The following is an 18,986-nucleotide window of genomic DNA, read 5'->3' as shown; positions in this document are numbered from 1 at the left end:
TGCCTAGTCGCGGGCGCCGCTGGTGGTATTGGCCGATAGCCGGGAGACAGTCTGAACCGGGGCGAAATGGCAGGTGAACGTGCTGCCGTGGCCTGGCACGCTGGAGATTTCGAGGCGAGCGCGATGGCGTATCAGCACATGCTTGACGATCGCCAGGCCCAGCCCGGTGCCGCCGGTGTTGGAGGCGCGGCTGGAGTCTACCCGGTAGAAACGTTCGGTCAGGCGCGGGATGTGCTTGGGATCGATGCCGATGCCCGAGTCCTGGACGCTCAAGTAGGCACCTCGCTCATCGCCCCACCAGCGGATACGGATCTGGCCGTTGTCGGGAGTGTATTTGACCGCGTTGAAAATCAGGTTGGAAAACGCGCTGCGCAGTTCCGTCTCGCTGCCCTTGAGATACAGGCTGGCATCGGCCTCCAGGCTGATCTGCTGATTGCGCGGCCCGGACAGCGCCCGCGCATCGCTCTGGATCGTTTGCAGCAGGCTGTCGACCTTCACGGGCAGGTTATCGGAGGGGTAATCGGTCGCCTCCAATTTGGCCAGCAGCAGCAAGTCATTGAGCAAGGTTTGCATGCGTGCGCCTTGCTGGTGCATCTGCTGCAAGGCCCGCACCCAACGTGGGTTCACGTCCTCGACGTTATCGAGCAGGGTTTCCAGATAACCGGAAATCACGGTCAGCGGCGTGCGCAACTCGTGGGAGACGTTGGCGACGAAGTCCTTGCGCATCTGTTCGAGCTGATGAATGCGGGTGACGTCGCGCACCAGCATCAGGTGCTCGTTGTTGCCATAGCGGGTAATCAGCAGCTGCACGCGCACGCGATCGTTGATCGGCGAGGGGATTTCCAGTGGTTCGTGGTAGTTGCCGACGTCGAAGTATTCCTTGAAGCGCGGGTGGCGCACCAGGTTGGTGACCGGCTGGCCGCTGTCTTGAGGGGTTTTCAGGCCCAACAGGGTTTCGGCGGCGCGGTTCCACCATTCAAGGTTGCCATCGCTGTCGAGCATGATGACCGCATCGCGCAGGGCCGCGGTGGATTCCTGGACCCGGTCGATGACCGCTTGCAGGCGCCCACGCACGCGCTGGTCGCGGCGTTGCAGGTGATAGATGCTGTCGAAGACTTCGCCCCACAGGCCATAGCCGTCCGGCGGTGGTTCATCGGGTTTATACAGCCGCAGCCATTCATGCAGGCGCAGCAATTGCTTGAGGGTCCAGGCCAGGTACAGCCCAAGGCCTAACGCCAGGCTTGCACCGTAGTAACCGCTTACCAATCCTGCCAGCAGGCAGACAGTCAGCAGAAGCAGCAGGTGGCGGATCAGGGTGCCGTGCCAGTTCTGGTTCAATTAACGACGAGTCCTTTCGTGACTGGTCAATCGGGGGTCAGCTTTTGGTCGAGAACCGGTAGCCGGTGCCACGAACAGTCTGTACCAGGTTTTCATAAGCGTCACCGAGGGCCTTGCGCAGGCGGCGGATATGCACATCGACAGTGCGTTCTTCCACGTAGACGTTGCCGCCCCAGACCTGATCGAGCAGCTGGCCGCGGGTGTAGGCGCGCTCTTGGTGGGTCATGAAGAACTGCAACAGGCGATATTCGGTAGGGCCCATCTCGGCCGGCTTGCCGTCAATGGTAACCCGATGGCTGATCGGGTCCAGCAGCAGGCCGCCGACTTCGATCGGCGCTTCGCCGTCGCTTGGGCCGGCGCGGCGCAGCACGGCCTTCAGGCGCGCGACCAGCTCGCGAGGCGAGAACGGTTTAGTGATGTAGTCGTCAGCGCCGACTTCCAGGCCCTGGATCTTGTTGTCTTCCTCGCCCTTGGCCGTGAGCATGATGATCGGAATATCGCCCGTCAACTCATCACGCTTGAGGCGCCGCGCCAGCTCGATTCCGGAGGTGCCAGGCAGCATCCAGTCGAGCAGGATCAAGTCCGGCTTGCGGTCGACGATGATGGCGTGGGCCTGCTGGGAGTTCTCGGCCTCCAGGCAGTCATAGCCAGCCATTTCCAATGCAACGGCGATCATCTCGCGAATGGGCGCTTCGTCGTCGACGATCAGAATGTTTCTGCCAACCATGCTCCAAACCTCTGCCGTTAAGTGTCCTGGCCCGCATTAGATAACGGAATTATTGCAGTCGTGTGACAGGTCGGGGGAGGTCGCAGCAACATTCGGTTACTGAGCTAGGCTATTAAGCCTCTCCCCAAACAAGAGGTGGCTCCAATGACACGACATACGCTGAACTGGATGGCCCTTTTTACTGCAGCTGCTCTGGCGTTGCCAAGCGTGGCTTCGGCGGATCATGCCATGGCAAAAAATGGCATGTTCGTCGACCAGGCGGGCATGACACTTTACACCTTCGACAAGGACGCCGGCGGCAAGTCGATGTGTAACGGCGAATGTGCCAAGAACTGGCCGCCGCTGATGGTTATGGGCAAAGAAGCAGCCAAGGACGACTGGACTCACGTTACGCGTGATGACGGTAGCATGCAGTGGGCGTACAAAGGCAAGCCTCTGTACACCTTCGTCAAGGACAAGAAAGCAGGGGATATGACCGGAGACGGTATGAAAGATGTCTGGCACGTCGCCAAACCCTGACGCCTGACGCCTGAAGGCGGGTTGGCCGCTCCTGAGCGAGCGGTCAACGCAATGCGTAATCCAGCACGATCCCCACGAAAATCGCCAGACCTGCCCAGTGGTTGTGCAGAAACGCGCGGAAACAGGCCATGCGCTCGCGTTCGCGGGTGTACCAGTACTCCCAGGCAAAACACAGCGCCGCGACCAGCAAACCCAAGTGGAACCACAGCCCCAGCTCGAAGCGCGCACCCGCCAGCAGCAGGCAGCCCAGTGCCAGCCCTTGCAGGATGACGATGATCAGTCGATCCGACTCGCCGAACAGAATGGCCGTGGACTTGACCCCGATCTTCAGGTCGTCATCACGGTCGGTCATGGCGTAATAGGTGTCGTAACCCACGGTCCAGAGCAGATTGGCGATGTACAGTAGCCAGGCCGCCGCCGGCAGGTTGCCGGTTTCGGCAGTGAACGCCATCGGCATCCCCCAGGAAAACGCCGCACCCAGGACGACTTGCGGGTAATAGGTGTAGCGCTTCATGAACGGGTAGGTGGCAGCCAGCGCCAGGCCGCCGAACGACAGCCAGATGGTGGTGGCGTTGGTGCAAAGCACCAGCAGGAAGCTGGCGCCGATCAGTGTGGCAAAGAATACCAGCGCTTCGCGCGAACTGATCCTGCCCGCCGGCAGCGGCCGCTGCTCGGTGCGCTTGACGTGGCCATCGACCTTGCGATCGGCGAAGTCGTTGATGACGCAGCCGGCGGCGCGCATCAGCACCACGCCGGTGACGAAAATGAACACGTTGGCAAGCGTAGGCGAACCCTCGCCGGCAATCCACAGCGCCCACAGCGTTGGCCACAGCAGCAGGTAGATGCCGATGGGCTTGTCCATCCGCGTCAGCTGGACAAAGTCCCAGGCGCGCGGGTTAAGGCGATTCAGGGATTTGAGCAGGCTCTGGTACATCAATCGTTCTCCCGGGACGGTTCGGTAGCCTGCCACAGGGCCGGCAGAAACACTTCCGCGACCAGCAGGCTCAAGCCATCGCGGTCGAAACGCGAGCGGCGGCCCCAGAGTCCTTCGGTTTCATGATCCGTCGGCAGCCAGGCCGCCGGGTAATGGCAGACCTCAATCGGCTGTCGGCTGAAGGCCTGATCACAAAACAGCAACTCACCCAGCGAGCGGCTGCCCAACTGATCCATGTGCAGCCCGCCCTGTTCCAGTGCCGCCCGCGCAGCAACGCTGCGGGCAAAGATCCAAGGCTCGCCGTGGCCACGCAAATACACTTCGCGCACCCAGCCAATGCTGCCCGGGGCCAAGTCCAGCGCCGCGCACTCGTCGTCGCGCAGGGGCTGCCAGCTTTCGAGCACAGGTGTCACGCTGAAGTGATCGGCGGATAATTGGATCAGGCGGCGGGTGAGCGAGCCCTGGTCGAACAGCCAGTCGAGGGTGACCGGCGCCAGCGGCGTCGCCAGCCGTGACTGCGTCAGCCATTGCGGCGTGGTAATCAGAGGGATGTCGTGCGGCACGGTAGGTATGGATGCTTGCCAGAGAGGCGGCGAGCTTAGCATGCGAAAGAATCAAAGGAACAAATGTTGGTACATCTCTCTTGAGCACGCCGCTTGCATACTGGCCCGCGCATCAGTACAAAACCCGCTGCGCAGGTCGACAGACCTCATCAACAACGATCGACCGCGACAAAGCCTGAGCATTGAGGAACCCGTTAATGAAGAAGTGGCAGTGTGTGGTATGTGGCCTGATTTACAACGAGGCCGAGGGTTGGCCCGACGATGACATCGCGCCGGGTACCCGTTGGGAAGACGTACCCGAAGACTGGCTGTGCCCGGACTGTGGCGTCGGCAAAATGGACTTCGAGATGATCGAAATCGCCTGATTCACCCAAACAAGGAAACCAGTGAATGACTGCACCTGTCGTGATCGTGGGCACGGGCCTGGCCGGCTACAACCTGGCCCGGGAATTTCGCAAGCTCGATGGCGAAACGCCGTTACTGCTCATTACCGCCGATGACGGTCGTTCCTATTCCAAGCCCATGCTCTCCATCGGCTTCGGCAAGAAAAAGGATGCCGATGGCCTTGGCATGGCCGAGCCCGGCGTCATGGCCGATCAGCTCAAGGCTGAAATTCGCACCCATACCCGGATCAGCGGCATTGACCCCGGCCACAAGCGGCTGTGGATCGGCGAGGAGCAAGTGGCGTACCGCGACCTGATCCTGGCCTGGGGGGCGCAGACGGTGCAGGTTCCGGTTGAGGGTGATGCCGAGGATTCAATCTTCCCGATCAACGACCTGGAAGACTACGCCCGCTTTCGCACGGCGGCGCAGGGCAAGCGCCGGGTACTGCTGCTGGGCGCCGGGCTGATTGGCTGTGAATTTGCCAATGACCTGATGCTGGGCGGCTATGAGGTCGAACTGGTCGCCCCCTGCGAGCAAGTGATGCCAACCCTGCTTCACCCCGCGGCGGCGGCGGCCGTGCAAGCCGGGCTTGAGGGGCTGGGTGCGCGGTTCCATCTGGGTCCGGTACTGACCCGTCTGCAGCGATCGGCAGAGGGCCTGGAAGCGCACTTGTCTGATGGCACTGCCATCGCTTGCGATGTGGTGGTGTCGGCCATCGGACTGCGCCCACGGGTCGACCTGGCAGCCGCAGCGGGCCTTGAGGTCAACCGTGGCGTGGTCGTTGATCGCCAGCTGAAAACCTCCCACGCGAACATCTATGCCCTGGGCGATTGCGCCGAGGTCGACGGCCTCAATCTGCTGTACGTCATGCCCTTGATGAGCTGCGCGCGGGCATTGGCGCAAACCCTGGCGGGTACTCCGACCCAGGTCAAGTACGGGCCGATGCCGATTACTGTGAAAACTCCGGTTTGCCCCCTTGTTGTCTCGCCACCGCCACGGGGTCGCGAAGGCAGTTGGAGCGTCGAAGGCGAGGGCGCCGACATCAAGGTGCTATGCCGCGATGCAGAGGGATCGCTGCTCGGTTATGCCCTGACAGGCGCGGCGGTGAGCGAGAAGCTGGCACTGAACAAGCAGCTTCCACCGCTGTTGGCGTGAATAAAGGCCTTTCTGTCGGAATCACCCCGCCTTTGCCTCTACAAAGGTCGTGTTGAGACTGGCGCGGCCCTTGGGGGCGTGCCATTCTCACTCCCGTCTGCCGCAGCTTAGAGCCTGCGGCGCCTTGGGCGCTGTTCAGCGGAACAGCACGAACATAACAACAAAAAACCCGTCAAAGAGGCTTCATCATGCGTAAACCAGAACTGGCAGCCGCAATCGCTGAAAAAGCGGATCTGACCAAAGAGCAGGCCAATCGCGTCCTCAATGCTGTTCTCGAAGAAATCACCAATGCCCTTCACAAGAAGGACAGCGTCACGCTTGTCGGGTTTGGTACCTTCCTGCCGCGTCATCGCGGTGCCCGTACGGGTAAAAACCCGCAGACCGGCGAGCCGGTCAAGATCAAGGCCAGCAACACCGTTGCGTTCAAGCCGGGCAAATTCCTGAAAGACAGCGTCAATCCCTGACCGCCGTAGCGACCCTTTTGTCGTCGCGTGAAAAAATGGGTATTGCCTGACAGCAATGCCCATTTTTTATGACTGTATAGTCGGAATTTGTACACGAAAACGCAGTTATCTTCTGTCATCACGTTGGAAAAACAGGCATTCAAACCGCTACACTGCGCCGCAGACTTTTACCTTCCTGAGGCGCCAACATGAAGTTTCGCTTTTTACTGTGGGCCATGGGGCTGTTGATGGCCAAGGCCAGTCGCAACAACCCGGCTTTCCAGCAGCAACTGGCCGACAAGCAGCTGGTGTTTCAGTTGCAGACCCTTGATGGCAAGGTTGCCCGTCACTTCATCGTCAAAGACATGCGCATCACCAGCAAGTCCGGCACGGTAGCAGAACCTGCGTTTGCGATTGCTTTCAAGGATGCGGCGTTCGGTTTTCAGACGTTGCAGGCCAAAAACAAGCAGTTGGCGTTCATGCAGGGGATTCAGGACAAGACCATTCAGATCAAGGGCAATCCGGCACTGGTCATCTGGTTTCAAGGGTTGATGAAGTATCTGAAGCCCAAGAAGAAAGCCTGAGGGATGCTGCAGGAGCAACTTCAGTTGCTCCTGCAAATCAACCGTGAAACTGCGACGCCAGCTCCCGCAACAGCGTTTCAGCCTCCAGTACCTTTCTCACCACGTCATCAGCCTTGTCCCGTGTCAGCCCCAGCCGCTCCAGCAGCTCATCAGGGACGCTTTCATCCGGCCCCGTGCCCACGCCGTGATTGCGCAACAGACGCACCGCCAGGCACACCAGGTTGGGGTAGGCCGCATGGTCGCCGGCATAGTGGGTGTCTTGCTGGAATCGCAATGCGGTCGCGAGCTCCTCCGGCATGTCCCAGAAGCGCATCAGCCAGGCACCGATCTGCTCGCGGCTGATGCCCAGCAGGTGCTGCTCGACATAGCTGTGGCACAGGTGCGGGTTGACCTCCAGGTGCCGGCAGATCAGCGAAAAATGCGGCGGAAAGACATGCGCAAGCAGCAGGTAGCCGAAGTTGTGCAGCAACCCGGCGAGGTAGGTCAGGCCTGTTTCCGGGCGCTGGGCACGGGGCATGGCGCGGGTCAGGCCTTCGATCACGGCGGCGGTGTAGATCGATTGCTGCCAGTAGGGCGTGGTGTGTTGCGGGTGGTCCTTGGGCAAGCTCAAGGTCTTGCCCAGCGCCAGGCCCAGCGCCAGGTTGATCACCAGATCAAAGCCAAGCACCCGGACAATGGCATCTTCAACCGAGCGGATCTTGCCTGGCGCTGCGTAATACGGCGATGCTGCCCAGCTGACAACCTGTGCTGCCAGGGCCGGGTCGGTCTCGACCACATTGGTGATGTCATCCACCGATGCATTCGGGTCAACGCGCAGCTTGATGATCCTCTGCGCAGTCTGGGCCAGCGGCGGGATTTCGATGGTTTCTTCCAGGCGCTTCTGAATGCGCCGCGCCGTGAAGGCGTGTACCGCTTGGGTAATTTCCTCGCTGTCGTCACCTGGCCGGTCAAGGTTTGGCCGGATGCTGGTCAGTGGTACGCCGAAGCTGGCGGCACTGCCCTTGCTGAGCATTTTCTTGAAATCGTTCGGATCGACCTCCAGCAGCTCGCCAGGGTGACCGGCGCTGACCAGCAAGGTGGGCGCATTGAGCAGGCTGGCTTCGTACAGGCACGGTGAACTGGTCAGGGCAGGCAGCCCGGGCAAGATCGACAGTTGATGTTTGTCGAGCATGCGCTTGAGGCGCTCAAGCGGTACGGCGGCAAGCTTGCGCCCAGTCAGCTCTTCGAGGCGGTTGAGATCGAGCAGCTGGCTTTGCGGGAACAGCACCATCAGTGCCCCGACTGAATCTTCAAGCAACGCTGCCTGAACCTTGGCGCTGGCCGGTAGCTGCGCACTGTCGACCACCTCGCGGAACGGGATACCGTGCTTTTCGAGCAGCAGGTGGGTGACAGACGGGGCAGGGGTTGCGGCGTCCTTGGCAACTTCAGTCATGGTCTGTCTCCTTTTCCTACAATCACTCAGTATAGCCAGCTTCGCTCGCCGTTTGGATCTGCTTACACTTGGCCGTATTGCTGGCCATGCCGCAGCCAGCGCTCCAACAGCGGGCTGACATGTTCGGGCCAGCGCGCCAGCAAGGCCTGGGCGGCATCTCGTACGGCGGGCAACAGGTCGGCGTCGCGCATCAGGTCCGCAACCTTGAACTGCAACAGGCCGGTCTGGCGGGTGCCGAGCATCTCACCGGGGCCACGCAATTCCAGGTCTTTTTCCGCGATGACGAAGCCATCGTTGGTTTCACGCATGATACCCAGGCGTTGGCGGCCGATCTGCGACAGCGGTGGATGGTAGAGCAAAACGCAGTGGCTGGCTGCGCTGCCGCGGCCGACCCGCCCGCGCAGCTGGTGGAGCTGTGCCAGGCCCAGGCGCTCTGGGTTCTCGATAATCATCAGGCTCGCATTGGGAACGTCCACGCCGACCTCGATCACCGTGGTTGCCACCAGCAGTTGCAGGTTGCCTTGCTTGAACTCGGCCATCACCGCAGCTTTTTCCGCAGGCTTCATGCGACCGTGGATCAGCCCGACGCTGAGTTCGCCCAAAGCGCTGGTGAGCTCTTCAAACGAGGTTTCGGCGGCCTGGCAGGTCAGTTCTTCGGATTCTTCGATCAGCGTGCAGACCCAGTAGGCCTGACGGCCTTCGGTGCAGGCGGCGCGCACGCGTTCGATCACTTCAATGCGGCGGCTGTCGGCCACCAGTACGGTGTTGACCGGGGTTCGACCAGGCGGCAGTTCGTCGAGGATCGAGGTGTCGAGGTCGGCGTAGGCGCTCATGGCCAGGGTGCGCGGGATGGGCGTGGCGGTCATGATCAGCTGGTGCGGACAGAGCCTGCCGCCGACGCCTTTCTGACGCAAGGCCAGGCGCTGCTGGACGCCGAAGCGGTGCTGTTCGTCGATGATCACCAGCGCCAGATTGTGGAATTTCACTTCTTCCTGGAACAACGCATGGGTGCCGACCACCATCGGCACGCCGGCGGCGATCTGCTCCAGTGCGCTGACCCGGGCCTTGCCCTTGAGCTTGCCGGCCAGCCAAGCGACCTCGAGGCCCAGGGGTTCCAGCCAGCGCTTGAAGGTGACGAAATGTTGTTCGGCGAGGATCTCGGTCGGCGCCATCAGCGCCACCTGATAACCCGCTTCCAGCGCCTGCAGCGCGGCCAGGGCGGCGACCACGGTCTTGCCTGCGCCGACGTCACCCTGTACCAGCCGCAGCATCGGCTCGGGCTGACTGAGGTCGTAGGCGATCTCGTTACCCACGCGCTGTTGGGCGCCGGTGGGGGCAAAGCCCAGGTTGGCGAGGTATTGCTCGGGCAGGCGACTGGCCTTGGGCAGCAGCGGCGCGCGCTGGGCGCGCAGGCTCTCGCGAAGACGCTGCTGCGACAGTTGGTGGGTCAGCAGCTCTTCAAAGGCCAGCCGGTGTTGCGCCCAGTGATGGCCCAGGGCGAGCTCCTCGACATCGGCGTCGGCCGGCGGGTGGTGCAGGTAGCGAATCGCATCATCGAGCGGCGCCAACTGATAATCGCGCGCCAGCTCGTCCGGCAGCCAATCCGGCAGGCTGCGCGGGCCGAGCATCGCCAGGCTTTGCTGGCTGAGCTGGCGCAAGCGCTGTTGGGTCAGGCCTTCGGTGCTGGGGTAGATCGGGGTCAAGGTCTGCTCGACCGGCGCCGGCTCGTCGCCGGTCAGGGCGCGGTATTCGGGATGATAAATCTCCAGCCCCGAGGCGCCGGGGCGGGCTTCGCCGTAGCAACGCAGGTGCGTACCGCGCTTGAGGCCATCCTTCTGGGCATTGCTGAAGTGGTAGAAACGCAGGCTCAGCACACCGCTGCCGTCGCCCAGGCGCACGACCAGACTGCGGCGCTTGCCCATCACCACGTCAGCGCCGCTGACCACCCCTTCGATCACCGCATCCTGCCCCGGCCGCAGCTGCCCGATCGGCACTACGCGGGTGCGATCCTGGTAGCGCAAGGGCAGGTGGAAGAGCACATCCTGCAGGTTTTCCAGGCCGACCTTGGCGAGCTTTTCAGCCATCGCCTCGCCAACGCCCTTGAGTGCCGTCACCGACACGTTGGACAGTTCGGTCATGATACGGCTTGTTTGGCGACCGGCGGCTTGGCCACCGAGCACAGGCGAATGGAGTCGGCGAGGATTTCAATCGCCTTGGGCCGCGGGAAGCTGGCGCGCCAGGCGATGGCGACCGTGCGAAACGGCGTGGGCGGCGTCAGCGGGCGGACTTCGATCACGCCTGGCGCGTAGTGATGGCTGTCGACCGCCGAGAGCGGCAGGATCGAGATCCCCAGCCCCGAGGCGACCATATGGCGGATGGTTTCCAGCGAGCTGGATTCCACGGTGGTGTGTTTGGAGCCATCGCTGCCCTTGTTCAGGGTCGGGCAGGCTTCGAGCACCTGGTCGCGGAAGCAATGGCCTTCACCGAGCAGCAACAGGCTCTTGTCGTTGAGCAGGCTGGCGTCGATGGATTGCTTTTTCGTCCAGGGGTGTTCGCTGGGCATCAACACATAAAACGGTTCATCGTAGAGAGGCAGGGTCAGCACGTCGGCTTCGTTGAACGGCAGGGCAATGATCACTGCGTCCAGCTCGCCATTGCGCAGTTTGTCGCGCAACACGTGGGTGAAGTTCTCTTCGATGTACAGCGGCATCTGCGGGGCGACCCGGTGCAGCTGCGGAATCAGGTGGGGGAACAGGTACGGGCCAACGGTGTAGATGGCACCGACCTTGAGCGGAGCGGTCAGCTGATTCTTGCCGGCCTGGGCCAGCTCGCGAATGCCTTGGGCTTGCTCCAGGACCTTCTGGGCCTGCGCCACAATCCCTTCACCCACGGGGGTCAGGCGTACGGCACTCTTGCTGCGTTCGAAAATCAGCACCCCGAGTTCGTCTTCGAGCTTTTTCACGCCCACCGACAAGGTGGGCTGGCTGACATGGCAACGCTCGGCCGCATGGCCGAAGTGCTGCTCTTGGGCGAGGGTGACGATGTAGCGCAATTCTGTGAGGGTCATAACGTGCGTCCATGAAGTTGCGGCCCCAGCATAGCGGCTGCAATCGATAGACGCACGTTATCAACCTTGCTGGCGTATGTCAGAAACAACCGATCAGCGTTTGTCGAGCGAGTAAACGAACGGTGCGACCACTTCCAGGCTGCCATTGTTCAGCAGTTCCTTGGGCGGTGGCGGCAAGGGTTGAGCCTTGCGAATCATTTCCATCGTTGCCCGATCCAGCGATGCACTGCCCGACCCGTTTGCCAGCGAGTAAGACAGGACCTTGCCTTCGCCATCGACCACGAAGCGCAATCGGTTGACCCCTTCCATGCCACGACGACGCGCGTCCTCAGGGTACTTCTTGTACTTGCTCAGGTGGCGCAGCAGGTCGCTCTGCCAGGTTGGCAGGGCATTGCTGTTGGAAGCGATGCTTGGAGCTTGTGCTGTCGACTTCTGTGCCGGCGCCGTGCTCGGTGGGGTGTCCACCGTTTCCTCTGCTGGGGGTTTTTCCTGCGGCGGCTCAGGCTTTTTCTCGGGTTTTGGCGGCTGTGGCTGGGCCTTGGGCTTGACCGGTTTCGCAATCGCGATCTTCGGTTTTGGCGCTTCGACCAGCTTGGGCAGCGGTGGCTCTTCGACCGGTGCCGGCGGTTGTGGTGGCGTCACCACTTTCGGTGGTGGTGGCGGCGCAGGCTCGGGCATGGGCGCCATTTCCACCATCATCGCCGCGGGCGGCAATTCGATCGCCTGAGGGGCGGACCAATTGAGAGCCAGCAGGATGGCGACGGCATGCACGCCCAGCACGATTGCCAGGCTACCGCTATAACGCGTCAGCTTTTGGCGCGTAGTGATCATTTCTTGGCTGCCGTCTCAAGTCCTACCAGGCCGACCTTCAAGTAGCCGGCTGCGCGCAAGGTGTTCATGACGTCCATCAGGTCGCCGTAGTCCACGCCCTTGTCCGCCTGGAAGAAGATGGTGGTGTCCTTGTCGCCCTTGGTCTTGGCGTCAAGCAGCGCGCCCAGTTGTTCGCGGCTCACCTGATCTTCACCCAGGTACAGGTTTTGATCGGCCTTGACGCTCAGGAAGATCGGTTTCTCCGGCCTCGGCGCAGGTTTTGCGGTAGAGGCGGGCAGATCGACCTTGATATCGACGGTAGCCAATGGCGCTGCGACCATGAAGATGATCAGCAGCACCAGCATCACGTCGATGAACGGCGTCACGTTGATTTCGTGGTTCTCGGCGAGATCGTCGCCGCCTTCGTTCAGATGCAGGCCCATGGATTACCCCACTTTCACCATGTGTGCCTGGACATTACGCTCGCCTGGCTGGTGGTCGAGGTCGCGGCTGACCAGCAGCAGGACTTGTGCGGAAGCGTCGGAAACCTGAGCCTTGTAGCCGGCGATCGAGCGGGCGAAGACGTTGTAGATCACCACCGCTGGAATCGCGGCAACCAGGCCCAGGGCGGTCGCCAGCAGCGCTTCGGCGATGCCCGGGGCAACGACGGCGAGGTTGGTGGTCTGGGTCTTGGCGATGCCGATGAAGCTGTTCATGATGCCCCATACGGTGCCGAACAGACCCACGAACGGGGCGGTCGAACCGATGGTGGCCAGTACGCCGGTGCCGCTGCTCATGGTGCGACCGCAGGCGGCGACCAGGCGCTCCAGACGGAAGCTGACGCGCTCCTTGATGCCTTCTTTCTCGCGGGCGGTGGCCGACAGGTGCATTTCTTCAAGGGCATCGTGGACCAGCAGGTGAGCCAGGGTGCCGGACTTGTTGGCGGTTTCACTGGCTTGCTTGAGGCTGGTGGCCTTCTTCAGCAGCGCGATTTCACCGCGCAGACGACGCTTGGCGCCCAGCAGCTCGAAGCCTTTGGCGATCCAGATGGTCCAGGTAATGATCGAGGCGATGGCCAGGCCAATCATGACGGCCTTAACGACCACGTCAGCATTCTGGTACATACCCCATGGCGACAGGTCATGGGCCATGCCCAGGCTGTTATCTTCGACAATGGCGTTATCGCTGGCGTTGTCTGCGCTTTCGATGGCGGGGGCAGCGTCTGGGGTGGCGGCGGGTGCAGGTGTTGCGGCCGGGGCAACGGCGGCAGCCGGGGTGCTGGCCGGGTGGGTGGCTTCCTCTGCAAAGGCGACCGGTGTCAGCACCAGGCCAAACATCAGCGCGGCAATGGCGCGCCAGGCGCGTCCTTTGGGTGCAAGCGTGGTTGGCGAAGCGGAAGATGGGTTACGTGTCATGCTGGCCGGACCTGAGCAGAAGAATGAGGTGGGTGTCCTTCAAGGCCTCGTGACGCGGCCGAGAACAAATGGGTCCGCATTATTGCAAGTAATTCTTGTTAGCAGAAGTAATGGGGTTACTTATTTTTAACATTTACAAGCCGTTTATCGATTGTCGAGCGCGGCTGACTCACGGATTCAAGAGGTTTAGCGATGTCCAAAGCCACTGTATTGATCGCCGGTTGCGGTGATGTCGGCAGCCGTCTGGCTCGCCAGTTGATCGCCGAGCAATGGCCGGTTTTCGGCCTGCGCCGCCGGGTCGAGTTGCTGCCACCGGGCGTTGCCGGGGTGGCCGGCGATCTGTTCCAGGCGGCGGTGCCTGCGAGCTGGCCGACCACACCGATCGATTACCTGGTGTATTGCGCGGCGGCTACCGAGCATGATGAGGCCGGGTATCAGGCCGCTTACATTGATGGCTTGAAGCATGTCTTGAGCTGGCTCAAACAGCATGGCCAGCAACCTCGACGCATCCTGTTTGTGTCCAGCAGCAGCGTTTATGGTCAGCAGCAGGGCGAATGGATCGATGAGGCGTCCGCGACCGAGCCCGTGGGGTATTCCGGCAAGATCATGCTCGAAGCGGAGCAATTGGCACTCGCCAGTGGATGTGCGACCAGCATCGTGCGCCTGACCGGCATCTATGGCCCGGGCCGTGAGTGGTTGTTGACTCAGGTGCGCCAGGGTTATCGGGTTGCCGAAGAGCCACCGTTGTATGGCAATCGCATTCATGCCGAAGACGCGGCCGGGCTGCTGGCGTTCCTGCTCAAGGCAGATGCAAGCGGGCAGGTGCTGGACGATTGCTATATAGGGGTGGATGACGACCCGGCTGCGCTGGCCGATGTGGTGCATTGGCTGCGCGAATACATGGGTGTTACCGAGTGGTCGGATGAAGCCAGGGTTCGTCGTACTGGCAGCAAGCGTTGCAGCAATGCCAGGGCGCGTGCATTGGGTTGGGCGCCGGGGTATGCCAGTTTCAGGGAAGGGTATGCGGCGATTCTTGAGGGTCGGGATCGGTAGAGAGAGGGCTGGCCTCGACTGTAGGAGCCGGCTTTAGCCGCGAAGGGTCGCGTAGCGGCCCCAATCGATGGACCTGCTGTGCAGGCCTTCGCGGCTAAAGCCGGCTCCTACAGGGGATAGGTTCGAGCTTATTGATGCTCAAGCAGCCAGCGACGAGCACCCGGGTGCAGATCCGGCATCTCGTCATTCGCCGCCTGGTTCACTGCCTGCAGAATCTCCAGCTTCTCGCCGTCCCGCACGAAAATCCACGGGTTGCCCTGCTGCTTCTGCTCAAGCCACAGGCTGTCGAACTCGCCACTCATGGCCGCGCAATCACCGGCCAGGCACAGCGCATAACGGTCGGCGCCAGGCATCCCGCTGATCTGGCCGCTGGAGCCGAAGCGCACCGTGGCGCCCTGGCCCGGGCCTTCGATGATTTTCCACTCGCCACCCAGGTACGCCGTGTACAGCGCCTGCTCAAAGGTAGTGCCGACCGGCGCTTCCAGAGGTGCCGGGGCCTTGGCGCGCAGGAAGGTCTGCTCAGGGCCGGACTCGCTGTCCGCCTGAATCAGTTCGTCGGCATCATCAGTCAGGGTTTCCGCATTGCCGTAGAAATCCACCTTCCACTCATCCTTGTCACTGGCCTGCAGCTTGCCTTCGCCGACTTCAAAGCCGTTGCTGAAGGTAGCCTGACCGGCTTTGACGTTGACCCGCCATTCAAGGTTAGGGCCATTGGCGAGCAGTGCCTGACGCAGGTTTACACCTTTGGCGGCGGCATCGATGGCGTTCTGATTGATCCAGGTACCGCTGATATCGCGGTCGGCGTGACTGGCGCAGCCGCTCAGCATGGCGGCGAGCAGCGTTAGGGCAAGCGCGTGGCGCATGAGGGGGTCCTTCCGGGGGGCGAGGAGGCGGTGACTGGCGGGCGCCGGTCACCGCATAGGTATTACTCGAGGACGAGGATGGCGTCCATTTCAACTTGCGAGCCGCGTGGCAGGGCAGCCACGCCGATGGCGGCACGGGCCGGGTACGGCTGTTCGAAATAACGACCCATGATTTCGTTGACCTTGGCGAAGTGGCTCAGGTCAGTCAGGAAGATATTCAGCTTGACGATGTCCTTGAACGAACCGCCCGCTGCTTCAGCGACCGCTTTCAGGTTTTCGAAGACCTGAACGGTCTGTGCTTCGAAGCCGTCGACCAGTTCCATGGTTTTCGGGTCGAGCGGGATCTGACCGGACATGTAGACGGTGTTGCCAGCCTTGATCGCCTGGGAGTAGGTGCCAATGGCTGCGGGTGCCTTGTCGCTGGTGATGACGGTCTTGGTCATGAGTGACTCCTTGGAATTGTTGGGCTACGCACGCATGCGGGTGATGCGGATGACCCCGGTCAGGGCGCGCAATTTTTTGATCACACGGGCCAGGTGCACGCGGTCGTGCACGCTGACCACCAGTTGGACCACGCTGATGCGGCCATCGCGTTCATCCATGCTGATTTTCTCGATATTGCCATCGGCGGCGTTAACGCTGCTGGCAAGCAGGGCAATCAGGCCGCGCTGATGTTCGAGCTCGACGCGCAGCTCGACATTGAATTCGCCGGTGACATCCTTGGCCCACGAGAGCTGGATGCATTTTTCCGGGTTGTGGCGGATTTCGCTGATATTGCGGCAGTTTTCCAGGTGGACCACCATGCCCTTGCCCGCGGACAGATGCCCGACGATCGGGTCGCCGGGGATGGGCGTACAGCACTTGGCATAACTGAGCACCAGGCCTTCGGTACCGCGAATCGCCAGCGGGCCTTCCGGGCTTGGCAGGTGTTCACCCTCGGTGGACAGCAGGCGCCGAGCAACCACATAGGCCATGCGATTGCCCAGGCCGATGTCTTCAAGCAGGTCTTCGATCAATTCCAGGCGGTATTCGTGGAGCATGGCCTGGACGCGCTCGACCGGAATCCTGTCCAGGGCGCTGTCAAAGCCGTTGAGCACCTTGTTCAGCAGGCGCTCGCCCAGGTTGATCGACTCGGAACGGCGTTGCAGCTTGAGCGCGTGCCGGATGTGCGTGCGCGCCTTGCCGGTGACCACGAAGTTGAGCCAGGCGGGGTTCGGCCGTGCGCCCGGGGCGCTGACGATCTCGACCGTCGAGCCGCTTTGCAGCGGTTCGGACAGGGGCGCCAGGCGGCGGTTGATACGGCAGGCGATGCAGCTGTTGCCGACATCGGTGTGCACCGCGTAGGCGAAGTCGACGGCCGTGGAGCCCTTGGGCAACTCCATGATCCGGCCCTTGGGCGTGAACACGTAGACCTCGTCCGGAAACAGGTCGATCTTCACGCTTTCGATGAATTCCAGCGAGTTGCCGGCGCGTTGCTGCATCTCGAGCACGCCCTTGACCCATTGGCGGGCGCGGGCATGGGTGCCCTTGGGCTGCTCGTCGTCGCTGGATTTGTATAGCCAGTGGGCGGCGATGCCGTTGTTGGCCATTTCTTCCATTTCGCGGGTGCGAATCTGGATCTCGATGGGTACCCCGTGCATGCCGAACAGCGTGGTATGCAGCGACTGGTAGCCGTTGGCCTTGGGAATCGCGATGTAATCCTTGAAGCGGCCCGGCAGTGGCTTGTACAGATTGTGCACGGCGCCCAGCACGCGGTAGCAGGTGTCGACCTTGTCGACGACGATGCGGAACGCGTACACGTCCATGATCTCGTTGAAGGCGCGGCGCTTGCCGCGCATCTTCTTGTAGATGCCATAGAGGTGCTTCTGACGGCCGCAGACATCGCCCTGGATACCGTCGACCGCCAGGCAATGGCTGAGCGACTCTTCGATCTTGTTGACGATTTCCTTGCGATTGCCACGGGCGCGGCGTACGGCGCGCTGGATCAGCGCCGAACGCATCGGGTGCATCGCCTTGAAGCCCAGGTCTTCAAACTCCACGCGCACATTGTGCATGCCCAGCCGGTTGGCGATGGGTGCGTAGATTTCCAGGGTTTCCTTGGCGATGCGGCGGCGTTTTTCGCCGGACAGGACTTCCAGCGTGCGCATGTTGTGCAGGCGGTCGGCGAGCTTGACCAGGATCACGCGAATGTCGCGCGCCATGGCCATGGCCATCTTCTGGAAGTTTTCGGCCTGGGCCTCGGCCTTGGTTTCGAAGTTCATCTGGGTCAGCTTGCTGACCCCGTCCACCAGTTCGGCGACGGTTTCGCCAAACTGTGCCTGCAGCGCCTCCTTGGCGATGCCGGTGTCTTCGATGACGTCGTGCAGCATGGCGGCCATCAGGCTCTGATGGTCCATGTGCATGTCGGCAAGGATATTGGCCACTGCCAGCGGGTGCGTGACATAGGCTTCGCCGCTTCGACGGCGTTGGCCGTCGTGGGCTTGTTCGGCGTAGAAGTACGCTCGGCGGACCAGGTTGACCTGGTCATTGCCGAGGTAGGTCGAGAGACGATCAGCGAGGGCGTCTATGCTCGGCAAGATATTACCTCCAGCCGATGGACATGACCCTGCGCCGTGCAACGTCGACCAGGCATAGACTTAAACGGCCTCGTTGGCCTCATCTTCGAACGCAGCGAAGAGCGGTTCGTCTTCGACGATTTCAGCGTTGGCGATGAACTCGTAGCTCATCAGGCCTTCAGCGATTTCACGCAGGGCCACAACGGTAGGCTTGTCGTTTTCCCACTGGACCAGAGGCTCTTTGCCGCCGGTGGCCAGTTGACGGGCACGCTTGGTAGAGAGCATGACCAGCTCAAAGCGGTTTTCCACGTGTTCTAGGCAGTCTTCAACGGTTACGCGGGCCATGGTATTCCTCGGAGCGAATGCAAGATGCGCGCTGCCCGGTTGGGCGAGCGGACTCGACAGTTTAAAAAATCACCAGCGATTAGGGAAGCGCTGATTTTTTGACCACGCCCTTCAACGCTCTGCAAGTGCCAATGTAAAGCCCTTGCAGGGTTTTTGGGAAGAGCAAGATCAACCCAGCAATTCAGCCAGCAATCTACCGTGACGCTGTTGTTGGCGCTTCTGATGCAGCTGATTGGCACGGAAAACTGCCTTCAAATCGTCCAGTGCGTGGGCGAAATCGTCGTTGATGATCAGGTAGTCGTAATCGACGTAGTGACTCATCTCGCTGACGGCTTCACGCATCCGGCCTTCAATGATCTCGTCGCTGTCCTGACCGCGATTGGTCAGGCGCTGACGCAAGGCTTGCTGGCTTGGCGGCAGAATGAAGATCGAACGGGCCTGGGGCATCAACTTGCGCACTTGCTCGGCACCTTGCCAGTCAATTTCCAGAATCAGGTCATGACCTTCGTCGAGCGTCTGCTGCAAGCGGCTTTGCGAGGTGCCATAGAGGTTGCCGAACACCTCGGCGCGCTCGAGGAAGTCGCCGTGTTCGATCATCTTCACGAACTCGGCACGATCGACGAAGTGATAATTCACGCCATCCACTTCACCCGGACGCATGGCGCGGGTGGTGTGGGAAACGGAAACTTGAATCTGCGGCTGAGCGTCAATCAATGCCTTGACCAGGCTGGTCTTGCCGGCGCCCGAAGGCGCGGAAATGATGTAGAGAGTGCCGGTGCTGTGGTTCATGTCGGGGTTG

Annotated in this window: 21 protein-coding genes; 6 read left to right on the top strand and 15 right to left on the bottom strand. The window is 61.5% G+C overall.

Going from position 1 to position 18,986, the window contains the following annotated elements:
• Positions 1 to 3: 3 nt before the first annotated feature.
• Both phoR and phoB read right to left on the bottom strand, forming a co-directional pair.
• Positions 4 to 1,314 (bottom strand): phosphate regulon sensor histidine kinase PhoR, encoded by a 1,311-nt coding sequence (gene phoR, locus GUY40_RS05605; protein ID WP_371924723.1) that lies wholly within the window; start codon positions 1,312 to 1,314, stop codon positions 4 to 6.
• Between the two features lie 61 nt (positions 1,315 to 1,375).
• On the bottom strand, positions 1,376 to 2,065 hold the full coding sequence (gene phoB, locus GUY40_RS05600; protein WP_010225936.1) for a phosphate regulon transcriptional regulator PhoB: 690 nt from the start codon (positions 2,063 to 2,065) through the stop codon (positions 1,376 to 1,378).
• Between the two features lie 144 nt (positions 2,066 to 2,209).
• Between phoB and GUY40_RS05595 the strand changes: the two genes are divergently transcribed.
• Entirely contained in the window at positions 2,210 to 2,584 is a 375-nt protein-coding gene (locus GUY40_RS05595; RefSeq protein ID WP_166567945.1) for a hypothetical protein, read from the top strand.
• Positions 2,585 to 2,627: 43 nt separating this feature from the next.
• On the opposite strand, the gene ubiA is transcribed toward GUY40_RS05595, so the two are convergent.
• Together ubiA and GUY40_RS05585 are read right to left on the bottom strand one after the other, a co-directional pair.
• Complete coding sequence (gene ubiA / locus GUY40_RS05590; RefSeq protein ID WP_166567944.1) at positions 2,628 to 3,518, bottom strand: 4-hydroxybenzoate octaprenyltransferase; 891 nt, start codon at positions 3,516 to 3,518, stop codon at positions 2,628 to 2,630.
• Positions 3,518 to 4,081 (bottom strand): chorismate lyase, encoded by a 564-nt coding sequence (locus tag GUY40_RS05585; RefSeq protein WP_371924719.1) that lies wholly within the window; start codon positions 4,079 to 4,081, stop codon positions 3,518 to 3,520. The genes ubiA and GUY40_RS05585 overlap by 1 nt, the downstream gene beginning before the upstream one ends.
• A 197-nt stretch (positions 4,082 to 4,278) precedes the next feature.
• On the opposite strand from GUY40_RS05585, the gene GUY40_RS05580 reads away from it, so the two are divergent.
• The 4 genes from GUY40_RS05580 to GUY40_RS05565 all read left to right on the top strand — a co-directional run bounded on the left by GUY40_RS05580 (position 4,279) and on the right by GUY40_RS05565 (position 6,647).
• Complete coding sequence (locus tag GUY40_RS05580; RefSeq protein WP_166567942.1) at positions 4,279 to 4,446, top strand: rubredoxin; 168 nt, start codon at positions 4,279 to 4,281, stop codon at positions 4,444 to 4,446.
• A 25-nt stretch (positions 4,447 to 4,471) separates the two neighbouring features.
• Positions 4,472 to 5,620, top strand: coding sequence for an NAD(P)/FAD-dependent oxidoreductase (locus tag GUY40_RS05575; protein ID WP_166567941.1), 1,149 nt, complete (start codon positions 4,472 to 4,474; stop codon positions 5,618 to 5,620).
• A gap of 188 nt (positions 5,621 to 5,808) precedes the next feature.
• Positions 5,809 to 6,084, top strand: a complete 276-nt coding sequence (locus GUY40_RS05570; RefSeq protein ID WP_166567940.1) for an HU family DNA-binding protein — start codon at positions 5,809 to 5,811, stop codon at positions 6,082 to 6,084.
• Positions 6,085 to 6,272: 188 nt separating this feature from the next.
• Positions 6,273 to 6,647 carry a helicase gene (locus tag GUY40_RS05565; RefSeq protein ID WP_166567939.1) on the top strand — a complete coding sequence of 125 codons (375 nt, stop codon included), beginning with the start codon at positions 6,273 to 6,275 and terminating at the stop codon, positions 6,645 to 6,647.
• Positions 6,648 to 6,684: 37 nt separating this feature from the next.
• Here the strand turns inward: GUY40_RS05565 and GUY40_RS05560 are convergent, their stop codons facing one another.
• The 6 genes from GUY40_RS05560 to exbB all read right to left on the bottom strand — a co-directional run bounded on the left by GUY40_RS05560 (position 6,685) and on the right by exbB (position 13,371).
• Entirely contained in the window at positions 6,685 to 8,079 is a 1,395-nt protein-coding gene (locus tag GUY40_RS05560; protein ID WP_166567938.1) for an aminoacyl-tRNA deacylase and HDOD domain-containing protein, read from the bottom strand.
• A 62-nt stretch (positions 8,080 to 8,141) separates the two neighbouring features.
• Entirely contained in the window at positions 8,142 to 10,217 is a 2,076-nt protein-coding gene (recG, locus tag GUY40_RS05555; RefSeq protein WP_166567937.1) for an ATP-dependent DNA helicase RecG, read from the bottom strand.
• On the bottom strand, positions 10,214 to 11,146 hold the full coding sequence (locus GUY40_RS05550) for a hydrogen peroxide-inducible genes activator (protein WP_166567936.1): 933 nt from the start codon (positions 11,144 to 11,146) through the stop codon (positions 10,214 to 10,216). Before GUY40_RS05550 ends, recG begins: the two co-directional genes overlap by 4 nt.
• 93 nt (positions 11,147 to 11,239) lie before the next feature.
• On the bottom strand, positions 11,240 to 11,977 hold the full coding sequence (locus GUY40_RS05545) for an energy transducer TonB (protein WP_166567935.1): 738 nt from the start codon (positions 11,975 to 11,977) through the stop codon (positions 11,240 to 11,242).
• The gene (gene exbD, locus GUY40_RS05540) at positions 11,974 to 12,399 is read right to left on the bottom strand and encodes a TonB system transport protein ExbD (protein ID WP_166567934.1); all 426 of its coding nucleotides are present in this window, start codon (positions 12,397 to 12,399) and stop codon (positions 11,974 to 11,976) included. The genes GUY40_RS05545 and exbD overlap by 4 nt, the downstream gene beginning before the upstream one ends.
• Positions 12,400 to 12,402: 3 nt before the next feature.
• Positions 12,403 to 13,371 carry a tonB-system energizer ExbB gene (gene exbB / locus GUY40_RS05535; RefSeq protein WP_166567933.1) on the bottom strand — a complete coding sequence of 323 codons (969 nt, stop codon included), beginning with the start codon at positions 13,369 to 13,371 and terminating at the stop codon, positions 12,403 to 12,405.
• 192 nt (positions 13,372 to 13,563) lie between these two features.
• Here exbB and GUY40_RS05530 point away from each other — a divergent pair, with 192 nt between their 5' ends.
• Positions 13,564 to 14,424, top strand: coding sequence for an SDR family oxidoreductase (locus GUY40_RS05530; RefSeq protein WP_166567932.1), 861 nt, complete (start codon positions 13,564 to 13,566; stop codon positions 14,422 to 14,424).
• 128 nt (positions 14,425 to 14,552) lie between these two features.
• Here the strand turns inward: GUY40_RS05530 and GUY40_RS05525 are convergent, their stop codons facing one another.
• From GUY40_RS05525 to gmk, 5 genes are all read right to left on the bottom strand, one after another.
• Positions 14,553 to 15,287, bottom strand: coding sequence for a hypothetical protein (locus GUY40_RS05525; protein WP_166567931.1), 735 nt, complete (start codon positions 15,285 to 15,287; stop codon positions 14,553 to 14,555).
• A 62-nt stretch (positions 15,288 to 15,349) separates the two neighbouring features.
• Entirely contained in the window at positions 15,350 to 15,730 is a 381-nt protein-coding gene (locus GUY40_RS05520; protein WP_166567930.1) for a RidA family protein, read from the bottom strand.
• Between the two features lie 24 nt (positions 15,731 to 15,754).
• Entirely contained in the window at positions 15,755 to 17,863 is a 2,109-nt protein-coding gene (gene spoT, locus GUY40_RS05515) for a bifunctional GTP diphosphokinase/guanosine-3',5'-bis pyrophosphate 3'-pyrophosphohydrolase (protein WP_166567929.1), read from the bottom strand.
• Between the two features lie 60 nt (positions 17,864 to 17,923).
• Positions 17,924 to 18,187, bottom strand: coding sequence for a DNA-directed RNA polymerase subunit omega (gene rpoZ / locus GUY40_RS05510; protein ID WP_166567928.1), 264 nt, complete (start codon positions 18,185 to 18,187; stop codon positions 17,924 to 17,926).
• A gap of 168 nt (positions 18,188 to 18,355) precedes the next feature.
• Complete coding sequence (gene gmk / locus GUY40_RS05505; RefSeq protein ID WP_166567927.1) at positions 18,356 to 18,976, bottom strand: guanylate kinase; 621 nt, start codon at positions 18,974 to 18,976, stop codon at positions 18,356 to 18,358.
• Positions 18,977 to 18,986: the final 10 nt, after the last annotated feature.

The organism is Pseudomonas sp. R5(2019) (assembly GCF_009905435.1).
Classification (GTDB): Bacteria; Pseudomonadota; Gammaproteobacteria; order Pseudomonadales; family Pseudomonadaceae; genus Aquipseudomonas.
This window is presented reverse-complemented; position numbering and strand designations above follow the sequence as displayed.